The 15,469-nt window shown below is 76.4% G+C and carries 14 protein-coding genes; 6 read left to right on the forward strand and 8 right to left on the reverse strand.

The genetic code is table 11. From position 1 onward, the window contains the following. Positions 1-6: 6 nt before the first annotated feature. From FB558_RS02705 to FB558_RS02730, 6 genes are all read right to left on the reverse strand, one after another. Positions 7-609, reverse strand: a complete 603-nt coding sequence (locus tag FB558_RS02705) for a cysteine hydrolase family protein (RefSeq protein WP_142047764.1) — start codon at positions 607-609, stop codon at positions 7-9. A gap of 47 nt (positions 610-656) precedes the next feature. After that, positions 657-1,640, reverse strand: coding sequence for a GlxA family transcriptional regulator (locus tag FB558_RS02710; protein ID WP_142047766.1), 984 nt, complete (start codon positions 1,638-1,640; stop codon positions 657-659). Positions 1,641-1,681: 41 nt separating this feature from the next. Next, positions 1,682-4,180 (reverse strand): phosphoenolpyruvate--protein phosphotransferase, encoded by a 2,499-nt coding sequence (ptsP, locus tag FB558_RS02715; protein ID WP_246106223.1) that lies wholly within the window; start codon positions 4,178-4,180, stop codon positions 1,682-1,684. Then, entirely contained in the window at positions 4,177-4,818 is a 642-nt protein-coding gene (gene dhaL, locus FB558_RS02720) for a dihydroxyacetone kinase subunit DhaL (protein ID WP_142047768.1), read from the reverse strand. The genes ptsP and dhaL overlap by 4 nt, the downstream gene beginning before the upstream one ends. Further along, a complete protein-coding gene (gene dhaK / locus FB558_RS02725) occupies positions 4,818-5,819 on the reverse strand; it encodes a dihydroxyacetone kinase subunit DhaK (RefSeq protein ID WP_142047770.1) in 1,002 nt (333 codons plus the stop codon). Before dhaK ends, dhaL begins: the two co-directional genes overlap by 1 nt. 61 nt (positions 5,820-5,880) lie before the next feature. Beyond that, positions 5,881-6,456: a TetR/AcrR family transcriptional regulator gene (locus tag FB558_RS02730; protein ID WP_142047772.1), complete on the reverse strand. Its 576-nt coding sequence runs from the start codon at positions 6,454-6,456 to the stop codon at positions 5,881-5,883. 68 nt (positions 6,457-6,524) lie between these two features. Between FB558_RS02730 and FB558_RS02735 the strand changes: the two genes are divergently transcribed. Continuing rightward, positions 6,525-7,718, forward strand: a complete 1,194-nt coding sequence (locus FB558_RS02735) for an FAD-dependent oxidoreductase (protein ID WP_142047774.1) — start codon at positions 6,525-6,527, stop codon at positions 7,716-7,718. 27 nt (positions 7,719-7,745) lie between these two features. Here the strand turns inward: FB558_RS02735 and FB558_RS02740 are convergent, their stop codons facing one another. Further along, positions 7,746-8,711: an endonuclease/exonuclease/phosphatase family protein gene (locus FB558_RS02740; protein WP_142047776.1), complete on the reverse strand. Its 966-nt coding sequence runs from the start codon at positions 8,709-8,711 to the stop codon at positions 7,746-7,748. A gap of 344 nt (positions 8,712-9,055) precedes the next feature. Continuing rightward, positions 9,056-10,324: a PucR family transcriptional regulator gene (locus tag FB558_RS02745; protein WP_142047778.1), complete on the reverse strand. Its 1,269-nt coding sequence runs from the start codon at positions 10,322-10,324 to the stop codon at positions 9,056-9,058. 99 nt (positions 10,325-10,423) lie between these two features. Here FB558_RS02745 and FB558_RS02750 point away from each other — a divergent pair, with 99 nt between their 5' ends. Genes FB558_RS02750 through FB558_RS02770 form a run of 5 tightly spaced genes read left to right on the forward strand, consistent with a single transcriptional unit; the run spans position 10,424 to position 15,351 of the window. Continuing rightward, complete coding sequence (locus FB558_RS02750; RefSeq protein WP_142047780.1) at positions 10,424-11,293, forward strand: ABC transporter ATP-binding protein; 870 nt, start codon at positions 10,424-10,426, stop codon at positions 11,291-11,293. Between the two features lie 28 nt (positions 11,294-11,321). Then, complete coding sequence (locus FB558_RS02755) at positions 11,322-12,041, forward strand: ABC transporter ATP-binding protein (protein ID WP_246106224.1); 720 nt, start codon at positions 11,322-11,324, stop codon at positions 12,039-12,041. Between the two features lie 15 nt (positions 12,042-12,056). Beyond that, positions 12,057-12,935 (forward strand): branched-chain amino acid ABC transporter permease, encoded by an 879-nt coding sequence (locus tag FB558_RS02760; RefSeq protein WP_142047784.1) that lies wholly within the window; start codon positions 12,057-12,059, stop codon positions 12,933-12,935. Next, complete coding sequence (locus FB558_RS02765) at positions 12,935-14,032, forward strand: branched-chain amino acid ABC transporter permease (protein ID WP_142047786.1); 1,098 nt, start codon at positions 12,935-12,937, stop codon at positions 14,030-14,032. Before FB558_RS02760 ends, FB558_RS02765 begins: the two co-directional genes overlap by 1 nt. Then, positions 14,029-15,351, forward strand: a complete 1,323-nt coding sequence (locus FB558_RS02770) for an ABC transporter substrate-binding protein (protein ID WP_142047788.1) — start codon at positions 14,029-14,031, stop codon at positions 15,349-15,351. Before FB558_RS02765 ends, FB558_RS02770 begins: the two co-directional genes overlap by 4 nt. Positions 15,352-15,469 lie beyond the last annotated feature (118 nt).

Here is a 15,469-nt window from a genome sequence, read left to right on the forward strand (position 1 = left end):
CTCCGGTCAACCGACGAGGTGGCCGACCGTGGGGGCCACCGTGCCGAAGAGGTCGGCGATGGTGGTCAGGCTCCCGGTCTGGAGGGTGGCGGCGGGCACCGTGCTGCCGTCGGGGGCGAGCAGGGAGCGGGTGGCGGTCGCCTCGGCGACGACGGTGGGCCGGTAGCCCCGGTGGAAGGCGCCCTGGGCGGTGAACGTCACGCACATGTGGGTCATGAACCCGGCCACCACCAGGTCGGTTCCGGCGCCCAGGTCCCGCAGGACCTGCTCCAGGTCGGTGCCGTGGAAGGCGTCGGGGAAGCCCTTGACCACCACCGGCTCGCCGCCCGTGGGCGCCACCTCGGGGCTGATGGCCCCGATCTCGGCGCGGATGTCGTAGGGCGTGCCCTCGCCCCCGTCGTTGACGACGTGGACCACCGGCGTGCCGGCCGAGCGGGCGGCGGCCAGCAGGCGGGACCCGGCGGCGAGGGCGGGCTCGACGCCGTCGAGGGCCATGACGCCGGTGCGGTAGGTGTTCTGGAAGTCGATCATGAGCAGGGTGGCCGTTGCGAGGCGGGGCAGCGTGTTGTCGAGGCCGATGACGTCGCGCAGGGTCGCGGAGGCAGGCATGGGTAGGGGGCCTTTCGGGAGAGGGTGTGGCTCGCGCGTCGCAGGGGTCAGGACGCGGTGCGGAAGCGGCGGCGGTAGGCCGCCGGGGTGGTGCTGATCTGCTTGCGGAAGGCGCGGTGCAGGGTCTCCACCGAGCCCATCCCGACGGTCGCCGCGACCTGCTCCAGCGGCCGGTCGGTGGTCTCCAGCAGCCGGCGGGCCGCCTCCACCCGGGCGGCTTCGACGTAGGCGGCAGGCGTGGTGCCGGTCTCCTCGCGGAAGACCCGGGCGAAGTGGCGCTCGCTCAGGCACATGCGCGCGGCCAGCACCGGCGCCGACAGATCCTCGTCGAGGTGCTCGGTGACGAACACGCGCAGCTCGTCGATGTCCCTGCGCGCCGCGGCGGGCCGGCTCAGCGGCACGCTGAACTGGCTCTGGCCGCCCTGCCGCCGCAGGTACACCACCAGCTGCCGGGCCACGGCGAGGGCGAGCTCCTCGCCGTGGTCCTCGGCCACCAGCGCGAGCGCCAGGTCGATGCAGGTGCTGATGCCCGCGCCGGTCCACACCCGGCCGGAGCGGACGAAGATCGGGTCGGCGTCGACCCGCACCTGCGGGTGCTGCGCCGCGAGCTGCGCCGCGGTCGACCAGTGCGTGGTCGCCCGCCGCCCGTCCAGCAGCCCGGCCGCCGCGAGCACGTGCGCGCCCACGCACACCGACGCGATCCGCCGCGCGTGCGGGGCCGTGGACCGCACCCACTCGACCACGGCGTCGTCGACCCGGGCCACCGGGCCGTCCGGCTGCAGGTCCACCGCGCCGGGCACCAGCAGCGTGTCCACCGCGGCGCCGACGTCGGCGAAGGCGAGGTCGGCCAGCAGGCGCACGCCGGCCGACGTGCCGACCGGGCCGGCATCGGGGCCCGCCAGGCGGACCTCGTAGCCCGCCCGGCCCTCGGTCACCCGGTTGGCCAACGCGAAGACCTCGGCCGGGCCGGTGACGTCGAGCAGGTCGACGTCCGGGAAGACCGCGATCACGACGCGGTGGGGGCTGGGCACGCATCCATCGTCACGCGGCGCGGTCATGGCCGCAATGACGGCTACCTGTCAGATCCGGCCACGGCGCGGACGGCGGCGGGGCCGTCGGCGGTCAGCGCGGCGGCGGCGCGGGGCGCGGCGAGCGCCACGTCCAGCTCACGCACACCCTGCTTGGTGCCCGGCACCGCGGGCGGCGCGGTGCTCAGCTCGCGCACCCCGAGCCCGACGAGCAGCTCCGCGGCCACCGGGTCGGCGGCGGCCTCGCCGCACACCGCCACCAGTGCCCGCTCCCCCGCCGCCCGGCAGACGGCGTCGACGAGGCGCAGCACCCCCGGGTCGAGCGGGTCGGCGAGGGCCGCGACGGCCGGGTTGCCGCGCTCGGCTGCCAGCGCGTACTGGGTGAGGTCGTTGGTGCCGATCGAGAAGAAGTCGACGTGCGGGACGAACGCGGCCGCCTTCAGCGCCGCGGCCGGGACCTCCACCATGATCCCCACCTGCAACCCGGGCGGCGTGCCGCGCCCCTCCGCGGCGATCGCGGCGTCCAGCGCCCGGCGGGCGGTCACCAGCTCGTCGAGCGCGGCGACCATCGGGAACATCAGGCTCACCGGGGTCTCGTGCGCCACGCGGACGGCGGCGAGGAGCTGGTCGGCGAGCAGCCCGGGGTGCCCGGCGGCCAGCCGGATGCCGCGCAGCCCGAGGAACGGGTTCGCCTCGGCCGGCAACGGGAGGTAGGGCAGCGGCTTGTCGCCGCCGACGTCGAGCGTGCGCACCGTGATCCGGCGCCCGCCGAGCGCCTCGGCGATCTCGGTGTAGGCCGCCTGCTGCTCGTCGACGTCCGGGGCTGCGGCCCGGCCGAGGAACAGGAACTCGGTGCGCACCAGCCCCGCCAGGTCAGCCCCGGCCGCCGCCGCGGCGGCCGCGTCGGCGGGCGAGCCGACGTTGGCGCCGACGAGCACCGTGGTTCCGTCGCGGGTCGCCGCCGGGTCCGCGGCGTGCCGCCGGGCCTGCGCCTCCCGCTCGGCCCGGGCGGCGGCCCGGTCGCGGAACCCGGCCAGCGCGGCGGCCTGCGGGTCGACGGCGAGCTCACCGGTCTCGCCGTCGAGGGCGAGCACGGTGCCGTCCGGCACGTCGAGCACCGCAGCGCCGGCCCCGACGACCGCAGGCACCCCGCGGGCGCGCAGCAGGATCGCGCTGTGCGCGGTCGGGCTGCCCGCCGCGAGGACGACGCCTGCCACGCGTTCCGGGTCGAGCGCGGCGGCCTGTGCCGGGGTGAGGTCGGCGGCCACGAGGACGGCGGCCGGCCCGCCCTCGTCCGCCGCAGCGACGGCGGGACTCCCGACGAGCGCCCGGAGCACCTGGGCGGCGACGGCGCGCACGTCGGCGGCGCGGGCCGCGAGGTACGGGTCGGGCAGGGCCTCCAGGGCGGTGGCGGACCGGTCGGTGGCGTCGGCCCAGGCCCGCGGCGCGGACGCGCCACCGTCGATGCCGGCGCGCGCGCCGGCGAGCAGGCCGGGGTCGTCGAGCAGCAGCAGGTGCGCGTCGAAGATCGCCGCCTCGGCCGGCCCGAGCTCGCGGGCGGCGGCGTCGCGGCCGGCGCGGATCTCCGCGGCGACGGCGGGCAGTGCCGCGTCCAGGCGTGCGCGTTCGGTGGCCGGGTCGCCGCCGGGCTCGTCCGGGACCACCGGGGCCTGCGGGTCCGCTGCCCGCTTGGGCCCGATGCCGATCCCGGGCGACGCCGCCAGCGGCCCGTCCCCGGACGGCGCCGGCGACGGCGCCGGCGGTGCCGGGGCGGCGTCGGGTTCGTCGAAGCGCCGGGCGGCGAGCGTCAGCACGGCGTCGATCGCGGCGGCCGCGCGCGGGCCCGTCGCGCTCACCTCCACACGATGCCCGGCCAGCGCGCCCAGCGCGGTGAGCGCGGCCAGGCTCGCGGCCGGCACCGGGTCCGAGCCCGTGGTCACGTTGCGCACCCGCACCTCGGCGCCGTCCAGGCCGCGGGCGAGGGCGGCGAGCCGCGCGGCCGGGCGGGCGTGCAGCCCGTGCGCGTTGGCGACGGTGAACTCGGCCGTGAACTCGGTGGTGTCGGCACCCGAACCGGCAGGAGCACGAGGGCCATCCACCGGACCGCCGCCGGCCGCCGCGTCCGGCGGCGCGCCGAGCTGGGCCTGCTTGCCCCCGAGGGCCCTCGCCGCCTCGGCGGCCACCTCCGCGCGGTCGGCCCCGCCTGCCGCGGTCACGGCCGCGACGACCAGCCCCTCCACCAGCGGCGCCGGGCACAGCAGCACCCGCTCCCCCGCGGCCGGGTCGTCGAGCAGGTCGAGGGCCAGCTCCGCGGAGAGCACCGCGCTGCCCAGGTCCATCAGCACGACGACGCCGGCGCCGGAGTCGGCCGCCCCGATCGCGGCGGCGATGGCGACCGCGTCGGTGCCGAACGTGGCCTCGTCGAGCCCGGCGGCCACCTCGATGGCCAGCTCCCCCGGCGCCATCTCCCGGGCCAGCGCCACCGCCGCGTCGGCCAGCGCCCGGCTGTGCGAGACGACGACGAGCCCGACGAGCGCGCTCACCCCAGCGTGTCCGCCGCAGCCTGCAGCAGCAGGGCCGCCGAGGTCGCGCCCGGGTCCTGGTGGCCGACGCTGCGCTCGCCGAGGTAGCTGGCGCGACCCTTGCGGGCCTGCATCGGGGTGGTGGCGTCGCGACCCTGCGCCGCCGCGTCCGCCGCGGCGTGCAGCGCCCCGCTCGTGTCCTCGCCGCCCAGCGCCGCGTCCAGCGCGTCGAGGGCGGGGGCAAGCGCGTCGTACATCGTCTTGTCGCCCGCCTCGGCCTTGCCGCGCGCGACCACGCCCTCGACCCCCGCGCGCAGGGCCTCGGCGAACCCGGCCTGGTCGAGCGCGTCGACGTCGCCCGCCGCGGCCGCCATCCGCAGGAAGAACGTGCCGTAGAGCGGGCCGCTCGCCCCGCCGACGGTGCTGACCAGCGTCATCCCGGCCTGCTTCAGCAGCGCGGCCGGGCCGGCGGGGGCGGCGTCGTCGAGCTTCGCGACCACGGCCTTCATGCCGCGGGCCATGTTGGCGCCGTGGTCGGCGTCCCCGATCGCCGAGTCGAGCCGCGTGAGCTCCTCCTCGTGCTCGGCGACGGCGGCGGCGAACGCGCGGACCCAGCGGTCGAGGGCGGCGGCGTCGATGGCGGCGGGCTGGTCGGCCATCAGGCACCCCACCGCAGGCCGGGCGTGCGGACCGGGGCGTCCCACAGGCGCAGCAGCTCGTCGTCCAGCTGCAGCAGGGTGAGCGAGCACCCGGCCATCTCCAGGCTCGTGATGTAGGGCCCCACCAGCGACCGGGCCACGCGCACCCCGGACTTCGCGAGGATCCGCGCCACCTCGTGGTACATCACGTACAGCTCCAGCAGCGGGGTGCCGCCCATGCCGTTGACGAACGCGAGCACGCCGCCCTCGCCGTGGAAGTCGCGGTCGGCGAGCACCGGTTCGACGAGCATCTCGGCCACCTCGCGCGCCGGCGCGAGCGGCACCCGGCGCCTGCCCGGCTCGCCGTGGATGCCGATCCCGATCTCCATCTCGTCCTCGGGCAGGTCGAACGTGGGGCGCCCGGCGGCGGGCACCGTGCACGAGGTGAGCGCGACGCCCATGCTGCGGCCCGCCTCGTTCACCCGGCGGGCCACCGCGGCCACCCCGGCGAGGTCGCGGCCCTCGTCGGCCGCCGCGCCGGCGAGCTTCTCGACGAGCACCGTGACCCCGACGCCGCGACGGCCCGCGGTGTAGAGGCTGTCCTGCACGGCCACGTCGTCGTCGGTGACCACGGACACGACCTCGACCCCGGTCTCGGCCGCGGCGAGCTCGGCGGCCATGTCGAAGTTCATGACGTCGCCGGTGTAGTTCTTGACGATGTGCAGCACCCCGGCGCCGCCGTCGACGCCGCGGGTGGCCTCGAGCATCTGGTCGGGCACGGGTGAGGTGAACACCTCGCCCGCGCAGGCGGCGTCGAGCATCCCGGGGCCGACGAACCCGCCGTGCAGGGGCTCGTGCCCGGACCCGCCGCCCGACAGCAGCCCGACCTTGCCCTGCACGGGCGCGTCCGCCCGGAACACGATCTTGTGATCGAGGTCGACCCGCAGGTCCGGGTGGGCCGCGGCGATGCCGCTCAGCGCCTCCGTGACCACGTCGGCGGGATCGTTGATCAGCTTCTTCACGCCGGCCCTCCGCAACGATGGGACGATCTCGCGGACCCTACGGCTCCCCCGCTACCGCGCGCTACGCCCGATCGACTCCGGGTTCGCCGCGCACCACGCGCTCCAGGGTCGGGCGCAGCGCGGCGGCGAGCGCGGCGGGTTCGCGCGGGCCGCGGACCAGCGCGGTGAGCACCAGGCCGTCGAGCACGGCCATGAGCTGCTCGGCCGCGCGACCGGGCTCGACGGCGCCGATCGCGCCCAGCGCCGCGGCGCCGCGGGCCCGGATGACGTCGCCTGCCCGCACCATGCCGGCCCGTAGCTCCGGGTCTCGCACGGCGGCGAGGCTCAGCTCGTAGCGGGCGAGGGTGCGGTGCCGCTCGGTCGTCGCGAGCGCGACCCCGACCGCGACGAGCACGTCGACGAGGCCCGCGGCATCGTCCGCGGCGGCGGTCGCCGTGCTCTCCACCTCGAGGTCGACCTCCAGCAGCCGCTCGACGCACCCCGTGACCAGCGCGGACCGGCTGCGGAAGTAGTAGGAGGTGCTCCCCGTGGCGATGCCGGCGGCGGCGTCGACGGCGCGGTGGGTCAGGCCGCGCATGCCGTGCTCGGCCAGGACGTGCAGGGCGGCGTCGAGGATCTCGGTGCGGCGGTCGGTCAAATCCCTCTACTCCTGTAGAGCCGGGTGCGGTACGGTCGTCTCTACAAGCGTAGAGGAGGGGGATCGTCATGCACGTCGTGGTCGTCGGCGCGGGCCTCGGGGGGCTCGCGGCCGCAGTCGCAGCGCATCGCGCGGGACACCTCGTCACGGTGCTCGAGCGCTCTCCCGCGCTGCGGGAGAGCGGGGCGGGAATCGGGGTCATGCCCAACGGAGTGCTGGCGCTCGACGCGCTCGGGCTCGGGGAACCCGTCCGCGGCCAGGCCGGCCCGATGGCCGCGGGCGGTGGGCTGCGCGACCGGCGTGGCCGGGCCCTGCTCACCGCCGACCAGACCGCGGTGCGCGAGCGCACCGGCGCTCCCCTGGTGGCCGTGCGCCGCTCATGGCTCCACGGGCTGCTCGCGGACGCACTCCCGGCCGGGACGGTCTACACCGGCACACCGGTCGTCGGGCTGCGCGACCGCGGCGACCAGGTCGAGGTGGAACTCGAGCGCGCGGCGCCAGGGGAGCCCGTGCGCGCCGACGCCGTCGTGGTCGCGGACGGGGCGCACAGCCGGCTGCGCCGCGCCCTCCTGCCCGACCACCCCGGCCTCGCCGGCTCCGGTGAGCACGCCGCCCGCGCCGTGGCGCCGGCAGCACCCGCAGGCGTCGCGCTGGTGCTCGGCGAGCTGGTGGACCACCGCACCGGCGACCGCTTCGGCTGCCTGCCGCTGGCCGACGGCGGCGTCTACTGGTACGCGACCTGGCGCGGACCCTCCCCGGCCGACCCCCGGGAGCGGCACCGCTGGCTGCGCGCCCGCCGTGCGGACTGGCACCCGAGCACCGTCGCGCTGGTCGACGCCACGGCGCCGGAGGCGGTGCACGTCGTGGAGACCGAGCAGCTCGTCCGTCCGCTGCCCGCGCTCGCCCTCGGGCGGATCGCGCTGCTCGGCGACGCGGGCCACGCGATGACCCCCGACCTCGGCCAGGGCGCCTGCCAGGCCTTCGAGGACGCCGTGGCGCTGGGCGCGGTGCTCGACGGGGCCGCCGCCGCGCACGTGCCCGCCGCCCTGCGCGCGTACGACGCCCGGCGCGGGGCGCGCACGGCCGCCCTGCAGCGCGAGTCGCGCCGGATGCACCGGCTGCTCGGCCTCACCGGCGTGCGGGGCAGGCTCCGCGACGCCGTGCTGCGGTGCGTGCCGCCCGGGCTCGCCGTGCGCTCGCTCGCCGCGCAGTACCGGTTCGACCCGGCGGACGCCCGCGGCCCGGTCGCCGGCGCGCGGTAGGCCGGCGCCGTGAGCCGGGGACCCCGATCAGGCGGTCGCGGGCAGGCGCACGCCGGCGAGCACCGCGCGGTGGTCGCTACCGGGGAGGTCGAGCACGTCGAACCGCGTGGTGACGGCCGCGGCCGGGACGAGGACGTGGTCGATCTGGATGCCGAGCGGGCGCGGCAGCCCGCCCGGGAACGTGCCGACGAGGCCGCTGCCCGTGCCGGCGGCCGCGCTGCGGCAGCGGCCCAGCGCGGCGTGCAGCGCGGGGTGGTCGAGGGTGGCGTTGAGGTCGCCGGCCACCAGCGGCGCCACCGGGCCCGCGCACCACCGGGCGATGAGCCCGAGCTCGTCGTGCCAGCGCGCCGTGCCGCGTCGCGACATCGGTGCGGTGGTGTGCACGGCGTGCAGCGTGCGCTCACCGAGGATCCCGCCGGTGACCTCCAGGTGGGGTAGCCGCATCCCGGTGGCCGGCCGCACCTGCACGTCGCCTGCCCGCTCGCCGACGAGCAGGGTGACGTCGTAGCCGTCGGCCCTGCCGCCGCCCGAGGCGACCCACGAGCGGTAGCCCAGGTCGGCGAGCAACGGCATCAGCTTGTCTCGGAAGTCGCCGCCGGCCTCGGGCAGCACCACGAAGTCGGGCCCCTCGCGGGCGACGAGCCCCGCCAGTGCGCCGGTGTCGGCGCGGCCGTGCAGGACGTTCGCGGTGAGGACGGTGACGTCCTCGGGCGCGGGGCGGGTGACCGGCCCGCGCAGGGCCCGCGGTACCACCGGCGCGCCTGCCGCGATCCCCGTGGCGGCCAGGGCCACCGCCAGCGGGCGCCGACGTGGGCGCAGCGCCAGCAGCGCGGCCCCGGCCAGCGCCGACGCCGCCAGGTGCGGGCGCCACGGCTGCACGACGGCGGCGAGCGTGGACGGGCCACCGGTCGCGACGGCCCGCGCCGCGAACGCCTTCTCCCGCAGCGGGCGCCGCAGGCGGGGCGGGACGAGCGCGGCAACCACGGCCATCATCGATGCCGGTTCCTTCCTGGCGAGGGCGCCCGGCAGTCGCGTCGGCGGGCACGGGGTCAACGAGCGCGGCGCGCGGCCGGTTCCGCGGGCCGCCCCGGTCGCCGCCAGGCTATCGCCACCGCTGGTTCCGCCCGATCACGCCGGGCCGGTGGCGCGCGCTCGACCACGAACCGCCGGGCAGGCCGGCCGTCGGGGGGTGATCACTCCGAACCGTGCCCGAGCGCGGTGCCGACAGCCATGGTGCGCTCGTCGGAGGGATCACCGGTGACTGATCGCCCCGAGAAGCACGTCGCGGCGGCACCGGCCGCCGTGGTGTGCGGATGCGAACGATCTCGAGCGGGGCCCTACGCGCCCTGCCGCTCACTGCGGGCGGCCATCACTCCCAGGGTGAGCAGCAGGCGGTCTCGGGGGTCGGCGACCGAGCGGCCGGTGACGGCCTCGATGCGCCGCATGCGGTAGATGACGGTGTTGCGGTGGCAGAACAGGGCGGCGGCCGCGTGCGTGGGCGAGCCGCCGTGGGCGAGCAGCTGCTCCAGCGTCTCCAGCAGCGTGTCGCGGTCGGCGGGCGGCAGTTCCAGCAGGCCACCGAGGGCACCCCGCACGAGGCGCGGGGCCAGCTCGGGGCTGTCGGCGAGCAGCGCCTCGGGCAGCCGCTCGTCCAGCACGGCGAGCCCGGGCCCGGCGAGCGTGCGGGCCGCGGTGTGCGCCAGCCGGTAGCCGGTGTCGAGGGCACCCAGCCCGTCGACGACGGGCGAGACGCCCACCCGCCCGACCGCGCACGGGCGCAGCGCGTCCAGCACGACCTGCGGGGGCCGGTGGCCCAGCGCGACGATGCCGACCTCGTCGCGGGGCCGGACGAACCAGGCCGAGCCGACGCCGTGCGGGGCGAGCGCCTCCAGCGGCGCGCGCAGCGGGTCCGTGCCCGAGGGGTCCACCGGCGCGACGACGCACAGCACCGCACCCGCCTCCGGCAGGCCGAGCACGCTCGCGGCGTCGCGCAGGAACGCCGGGTCCCCGCCGCGGCCCTCGATGAGCCCGTCGAGCACGGCGTGGCGACGGCCCAGGTCGTGGCTCTGCATCCGCAGCTCCTCGAGCCGGTAGGCCTGCACCAGCGCCGACGAGCTGCTGTCGTTCACCCGCCAGACGAAGCTCGCCGCGTCCAGCAGCGCCTCGTCGTAGCGGCCGGCGAAGCGGAGGCGCGACGCCGACAGCAGCGCCTCCCACATCACGCGCCCGCCCAGCCGGTAGGCGCGCAGCACGACCTCCAGCGGCACCCCTTCCCGGGCGCGGCGCCGGCCGGTCTCGCGCGAGGTGTCCTCCGGGTCGACGCCGTCGGGCACGCGGTCGGCGACCACCTGGGCGCCCCGCTGCATGTTGCGTCGGCACGCGGCGCGCAGCTCCTCCACCATCTCGCGCTCGGCGTAGGACGGCTCGCGCTGCAGCACCAGCACGGTGAGCCGGTCGGCGAGGCCGTCGAGGTCCTCCAGCAGTGCGGCGCCGAGGATGCGCAGCGCCTCGTCCGCGGCGGGCGGCAGCCGCCGGCCCGGGCGTCCCTCCTCGGCGCGGCCCGCGTCGGCCCCCGCTGCGGTGTCGCCACGCCCGCTGGGCACCATCCGGGCACTGTGCAGCAGCGCGCACAGCGGCGTCCAGCCCTGCGGGCGCTCTGCCCAGTCGAACGGCGTCGATACTGGGCGCTGCGCCCATGGTGCCGGATGGGCGCTGCGCCCAAAGTGTGCGTCACCCCGGCCGCCGGGGTCACCGCCGCCCCCGAACCCCGGGAGACGCACGCCGTGAGCCCACCCGCACCTGCAGCGCAGCAGACCGTGTTCGCGGTGGCCGGCGTCGGCGTCCGGTTCGGTGGGCTCGTCGCGCTCGACGACGTCTCGCTCGGCGTCGCCGCGGGCACCGTCCACGGCGTCATCGGGCCCAACGGCGCGGGCAAGACCACGCTGTTCAACGTCTGCTGCGGGTTCGTGCGGCCCGACACCGGCCAGGTGCTGCGCCACGGCGAGCCCGTCGACGACCTGCGCCCGCACCGGCTCGCCGGCATGGGCATCGCCCGCACGCTGCAGGGCGTCGGCCTGTTCCGCGGGCTCACCGTGGTGGAGAACGTCATGGTGGGCGCCGACCGGCACCGCCGGGCCGGCTTCGCGTCCACCCTGTTCGCCCTGCCCCGCGCCGACCGCGACGAGCGCGCCCTGCGCGAGCGCGCCATGGTCGCGCTGGCGCAGCTGGGCGTCGACGGCTACGCCGACCGGCTGCCCGGCAGCCTGCCCTACCCGGTGCAGAAGCGCGTGGCGCTGGCCCGCGCCCTGGCCTGCGAGCCCGACCTCCTGCTGCTCGACGAGCCCGCGAGCGGCCTGGGCGCCGACGAGATGGCCGAGCTGGGCGAGCTGATCCGCTCGCTGACCGCGCGCATGTCGGTGGTGCTGGTGGAGCACCACATGGACCTGGTGATGAGCGTCTGCGACCGGATCACCGTGCTCGACTTCGGCCGGGTGGTGGCCGACGGCACCCCGGATGAGGTCCGCGACGACCCGGCGGTCATCGACGCGTACCTGGGCGAGGAGGCGCAGGGATGAGGGCTCGGGATTGCAGGGGGAGGACCTCGTGAGCGCCGGGCTCCTCGAAGTGCGAGGGCTCCGAACCGCCTACGGGCCCGTCACCGCGCTGGACGAGGTCGACATCGCGGCCGAGCCGGGGCGGGTCACCGCCGTGCTCGGCGCCAACGGGGCCGGCAAGACCACGCTGCTGCGGACGATCTCCGGGCTCGTGCGGCCGCAGGCGGGGCAGGTGCTGCTCGACGGGGCCGACCTGACGAAGGCGCCCGCCGAGGACATCGCCCGCGCCGGGATCTCCCACGTCCCCGAGGGGCGCGGGGTGATCACCGAGCTGACCGTGGAGGAGAACCTGCGGCTCGGGGCGATGCTCGGGGCGTCCCGGCGCAAGACCGAGCGCGGGCTCGCGCAGGTCTACGAGATGTTCCCCCCGCTGGCGGAGCGCCGCCGCCGCGACGCGCACGTCCTGTCGGGCGGGGAGCGGCAGATGCTGGTGATCGGGCGGGCGCTGCTGTCCGGGCCGTCGGTCCTCCTGCTGGACGAGCCCTCGCTCGGCCTGGCGCCGCGGATCGTCGGGCAGATCTTCGCGCTGCTGCGCGGGCTCGTCGACGCCGAGGGCACCACGGTGCTGCTGGTGGAGCAGAACGCCCGCAGCGCGCTGGCCATCGCCGACGACGGGATCGTGCTGAACCTGGGCCGGGTCGTGGCCCGCGACCGGGCCGCCACCCTCGCCGCCGACGACGCCCTCCGCCACGCCTATCTCGGATTCTGAGCAAGAGGGAGCGCGATGCAGCAGTTCCTCAACGTCACGCTGACCGGCCTCGGCCAGGGCGCGGTCTACGCCGCCTTCGCGCTCGCGCTCGTGCTGATCTGGCGCTCCACGCGCATCGTCAACTTCGCACAGGGCGCGATGGGCATGTTCACGACCTACCTCGCCCTCACCGTCATCGAGGGCGGCCAGTCCTACTGGGCGGGCCTCGTCGTGGCGCTGCTGGCCGGGCTCGTGCTGGGTGCGGTCGTCGAGCGGCTGGTCATCCGTCCCGTCGAGGGCGGGCCGGAGCTCAACGCCGTGATCGTCACGCTCGGGCTGTTCGTGGCGCTGCAGGCGCTCGCGGCGATCCTGTTCGGCTCGACCTTCCGGTCCTTCCCGGCCCCGTTCGACCTGCGCGGCTTCACCGTCGGCGGGGTCAACATCGCCTTCACCGCCAACAGCATCTTCGTGATCGTCGCGGTCGTCGTCGTGATGCTCGCGCTCGTGGCGCTGTTCCGGTTCACCGACCTCGGCCTGAAGATGCGGGCCGCCGCGTTCAGCCAGGAGGTCTCGCGCCTGCTCGGCGTGCGCGTGGGCCGGATGCTGACGCTGGGCTGGGCGCTCGCGGCGGTGGTCGGGTCGCTGTCCGGGCTGCTCATCGCGGGCGGGAGCCTGGTCTTCCCGGCCTACATGGACGCGGTGATCGTCTACGGGTTCGTCGCCGCCGTCCTCGGCGGGCTCGACTCGCCGGGCGGCGCCGTCGTCGGCGGCCTGACGATCGGGCTGCTGCTGTCCTACGTCAGCGGCTACCTGGGCAGCGAGCTCGTCGCGCTCGCGGCGCTGGCGATCCTCGTGGCGGTGCTGCTGGTGCGGCCGCAAGGGCTGTTCGCCCGTACCGCGGCGCGGAGGGTGTGATGGTGCAGCAGACCGACCGGCCCGCCACCGCGGCACCGGCCCGTCGCCGGCTGGCGGAGCTGCGCCGCTGGCGGCCGCGCTCGACGTTCGCGCGGCACGCGCTGGTGATCGTGGTCGCGCTCGTCGCCGTGGTGCTCGTGCTGGAGCTGACCAGCCCGTTCCGCAACTCGCAGTTCGCCACGATGTCCTACTACGCCATCGCCGCGGCCGGGCTGACCGTCCTCACCGGGCTGAACGGGCAGATCTCGCTCGGGCACGGGGCGCTGATGGCCGTCGGGGCGTACACGACCGGGCTGCTGCTCGGCTCCGAGGGCGAGGGCGCGCTGCCGCTCCCGCTGATAATGCTGATCGCCGCGGCGGTGACGGCGCTGGTCGGCGCCGTGGTCGGGGCCGCGGCCGCCCGGTTGCACGGGCCCTACCTCGCCGGCGCCACGCTCGCGCTCGCCGTCGCGGTGCCGGGGCTCGCGATCTACTTCGACCACACCCTCGGCGGCGAGCAGGGGCTGCGGATCTCCTCGCCCGAGGTGCCCGGCTGGTTCGACGCCGGGATCTACTTCCTGTTCGCCCACGAGACGCCGAGCGCGAAGTACCTGGCCTACCTGGGCTGGGGCACGCTGCTGCTCGTCCTGCTGCTGCTGGCCAACCTCATGGCGGGGCGCATCGGTCGGGTCTGGCGCGCCGTGCGCGACGACGAGGTGGCCGCCGAGCTCGCCGGTATCCGGCTGGGGCAGGTCCGGGTGCTCGCGTTCGTGGTCAGCGCGGCATGCGCGGGGCTCGCGGGCGCGGTGCTCGGCGTCGTCGTGCGGCTGGCGGCACCCAGCGGGTTCACGATCGTGCTCTCGCTCGGGCTGCTCACGGCCGTCGTCGTCGGCGGGCTCGGGAGCCTGGTCGGCGCCCTGCTCGGCAGCGCGCTGCTGGTGTTCCTGCCACCCGCCGTCACCAACCTCGGCATCGGCGCCGGGCTCGACGGCACGCAGGCCGCGCAGCTCGCCCCGTTCGTCTACGGGGTGGTGCTGGTGCTCGTGATGCTGCTCGCGCCGTCGGGGGCCGTGGGCGTGCTGAAGAAGGTCTGGGCTCGCCGGAGGAGGACGGGATGAAGGCAAGGGGTCTGTGCGCCGCACTGGCGGCGGCGCTGCTGCTCACCGCGTGCGGGGCGGGCGGCCGCCCGGACGAGGGCGGCGGCGCGGGTGGGGACGGCGCCGCCGAGGTCGGCGTCACCGAGACGACCGTGAAGGTCGGCGCCCACTTCCCGCTCACCGGTGTGGCCGCGCCGGGCTACAGCGAGATCCCGACGGGCACGAAGGCCTACTTCGACTTCGTCAACGCCGCGGGCGGGGTGAACGGGCGCCAGATCGAGTACGTCTTCCGCGACGACGCCTACAACCCCACCCAGACCAGCCAGGTCGTCAACGAGCTGGTGCTGCAGGACCAGGTCTTCGCGATCATGGGCGGGCTCGGCACGCCCACGCACTCCGCCGTGCTCGACTACCTCAACAGCGAGGGCGTGCCCGACCTGTTCGTCTCCTCCGGCTCGCTGCTGTGGGACCAGCCCGAGCAGAACCCGATGACGTTCGGCTGGCAGCCCGACTACGAGGTCGAGGCGAAGATCATCGGGCAGTACGTGGCACAGAACTTCCCGCAGGCGCGGGTGGGCCTGTTCCTGCAGGACGACGACCTGGGCCGGGACGCCGAGATCGGCGCCCGCAGGTACCTGGAGAACCAGATCGTGGCCGCCGAGCGGTACACGCCCGGCAACACCGACGTCGCCCCGCAGATCGCCGCGCTCCAGGCCGCGGGTGCCGATCTCGTGATCGGGTTCAACGTGCCGTCCTACACGGCGCTGTCGCAGCTGCAGTCGCTGCGCCTGAACTACCAGCCGCAGTGGATCTACTCCAACATCGGCTCGGACCCGGCGCTCGTCGGCTCGCTCCTCGCGCGGTTCTCCGAGGGGGCGGTGACCGACGCGGGGCTGCTGGAGGGCGTGATCACCACCGAGTACCTGCCGGGGGTGGACCAGCCCGACAACCCCTGGACGCAGCTGTTCGCGCGCGTCTGGGACGCCCACGGGGGCGAGGGTGAGCTGACCAACTTCCGGATCTACGGCATGGCCGAGGCCTACACCTTCGTGCAGGCCCTGCAGGCCGCCGGGCCGGACCCGACCCGCGAGGGCATCGTCGCGGCGATCGAGAACGCGGGCGCCACGTTCGAGGGGCCGTGGGCGGCACCGTTCCGCTACTCCGCCGAGCGGCACGCGGGCATCGCGGGCGTCGAGGTCACCCGGATCACCGGGGGCACGACGGAGAGCCTCACCCCGGTGCTGGTCACCGACAACGGCGAGGCCCCGATCACGGAGGCGACGGGCGAGCGGGCGACGCCACCGGCGAACGGCATCCCCGAGGTGCAGCCGGCGAGCTGAGCGAGCAGACCTCCGATGTCGGCAGAGCCACCTCCAGGACGCCGGACGACAGGGAGGTGGCTCTGCAGGCGCTACCGGTCCGGGTCCAGTGGATGCCGCCACCGCAATCGTGGATACC

Origin of the sequence: Pseudonocardia kunmingensis (assembly GCF_006716445.1) — a bacterium.
Taxonomy (GTDB): domain Bacteria; phylum Actinomycetota; class Actinomycetes; order Mycobacteriales; family Pseudonocardiaceae; genus Pseudonocardia; species Pseudonocardia kunmingensis.

Excerpts from the sequence above, each read along its gene's own strand:
- FB558_RS02735 (WP_142047774.1), top strand. The coding sequence starts at position 6,525 with ATGCACGTCGTGGTCGTCGGCGCGGGCCTCGGGGGGCTCGCGGCCGCA.
- FB558_RS02745 (WP_142047778.1), bottom strand. The coding sequence starts at position 10,324 with ATGGTGCCCAGCGGGCGTGGCGACACCGCAGCGGGGGCCGACGCGGGC.
- FB558_RS02705 (WP_142047764.1), bottom strand. The coding sequence starts at position 609 with ATGCCTGCCTCCGCGACCCTGCGCGACGTCATCGGCCTCGACAACACG.
- FB558_RS02760 (WP_142047784.1), top strand. The coding sequence starts at position 12,057 with ATGCAGCAGTTCCTCAACGTCACGCTGACCGGCCTCGGCCAGGGCGCG.
- FB558_RS02765 (WP_142047786.1), top strand. The coding sequence starts at position 12,935 with ATGGTGCAGCAGACCGACCGGCCCGCCACCGCGGCACCGGCCCGTCGC.
- dhaL (WP_142047768.1), bottom strand. The coding sequence starts at position 4,818 with ATGGCCGACCAGCCCGCCGCCATCGACGCCGCCGCCCTCGACCGCTGG.
- FB558_RS02750 (WP_142047780.1), top strand. The coding sequence starts at position 10,424 with ATGGGCGCTGCGCCCAAAGTGTGCGTCACCCCGGCCGCCGGGGTCACC.
- FB558_RS02770 (WP_142047788.1), top strand. The coding sequence starts at position 14,029 with ATGAAGGCAAGGGGTCTGTGCGCCGCACTGGCGGCGGCGCTGCTGCTC.
- FB558_RS02740 (WP_142047776.1), bottom strand. The coding sequence starts at position 8,711 with ATGATGGCCGTGGTTGCCGCGCTCGTCCCGCCCCGCCTGCGGCGCCCG.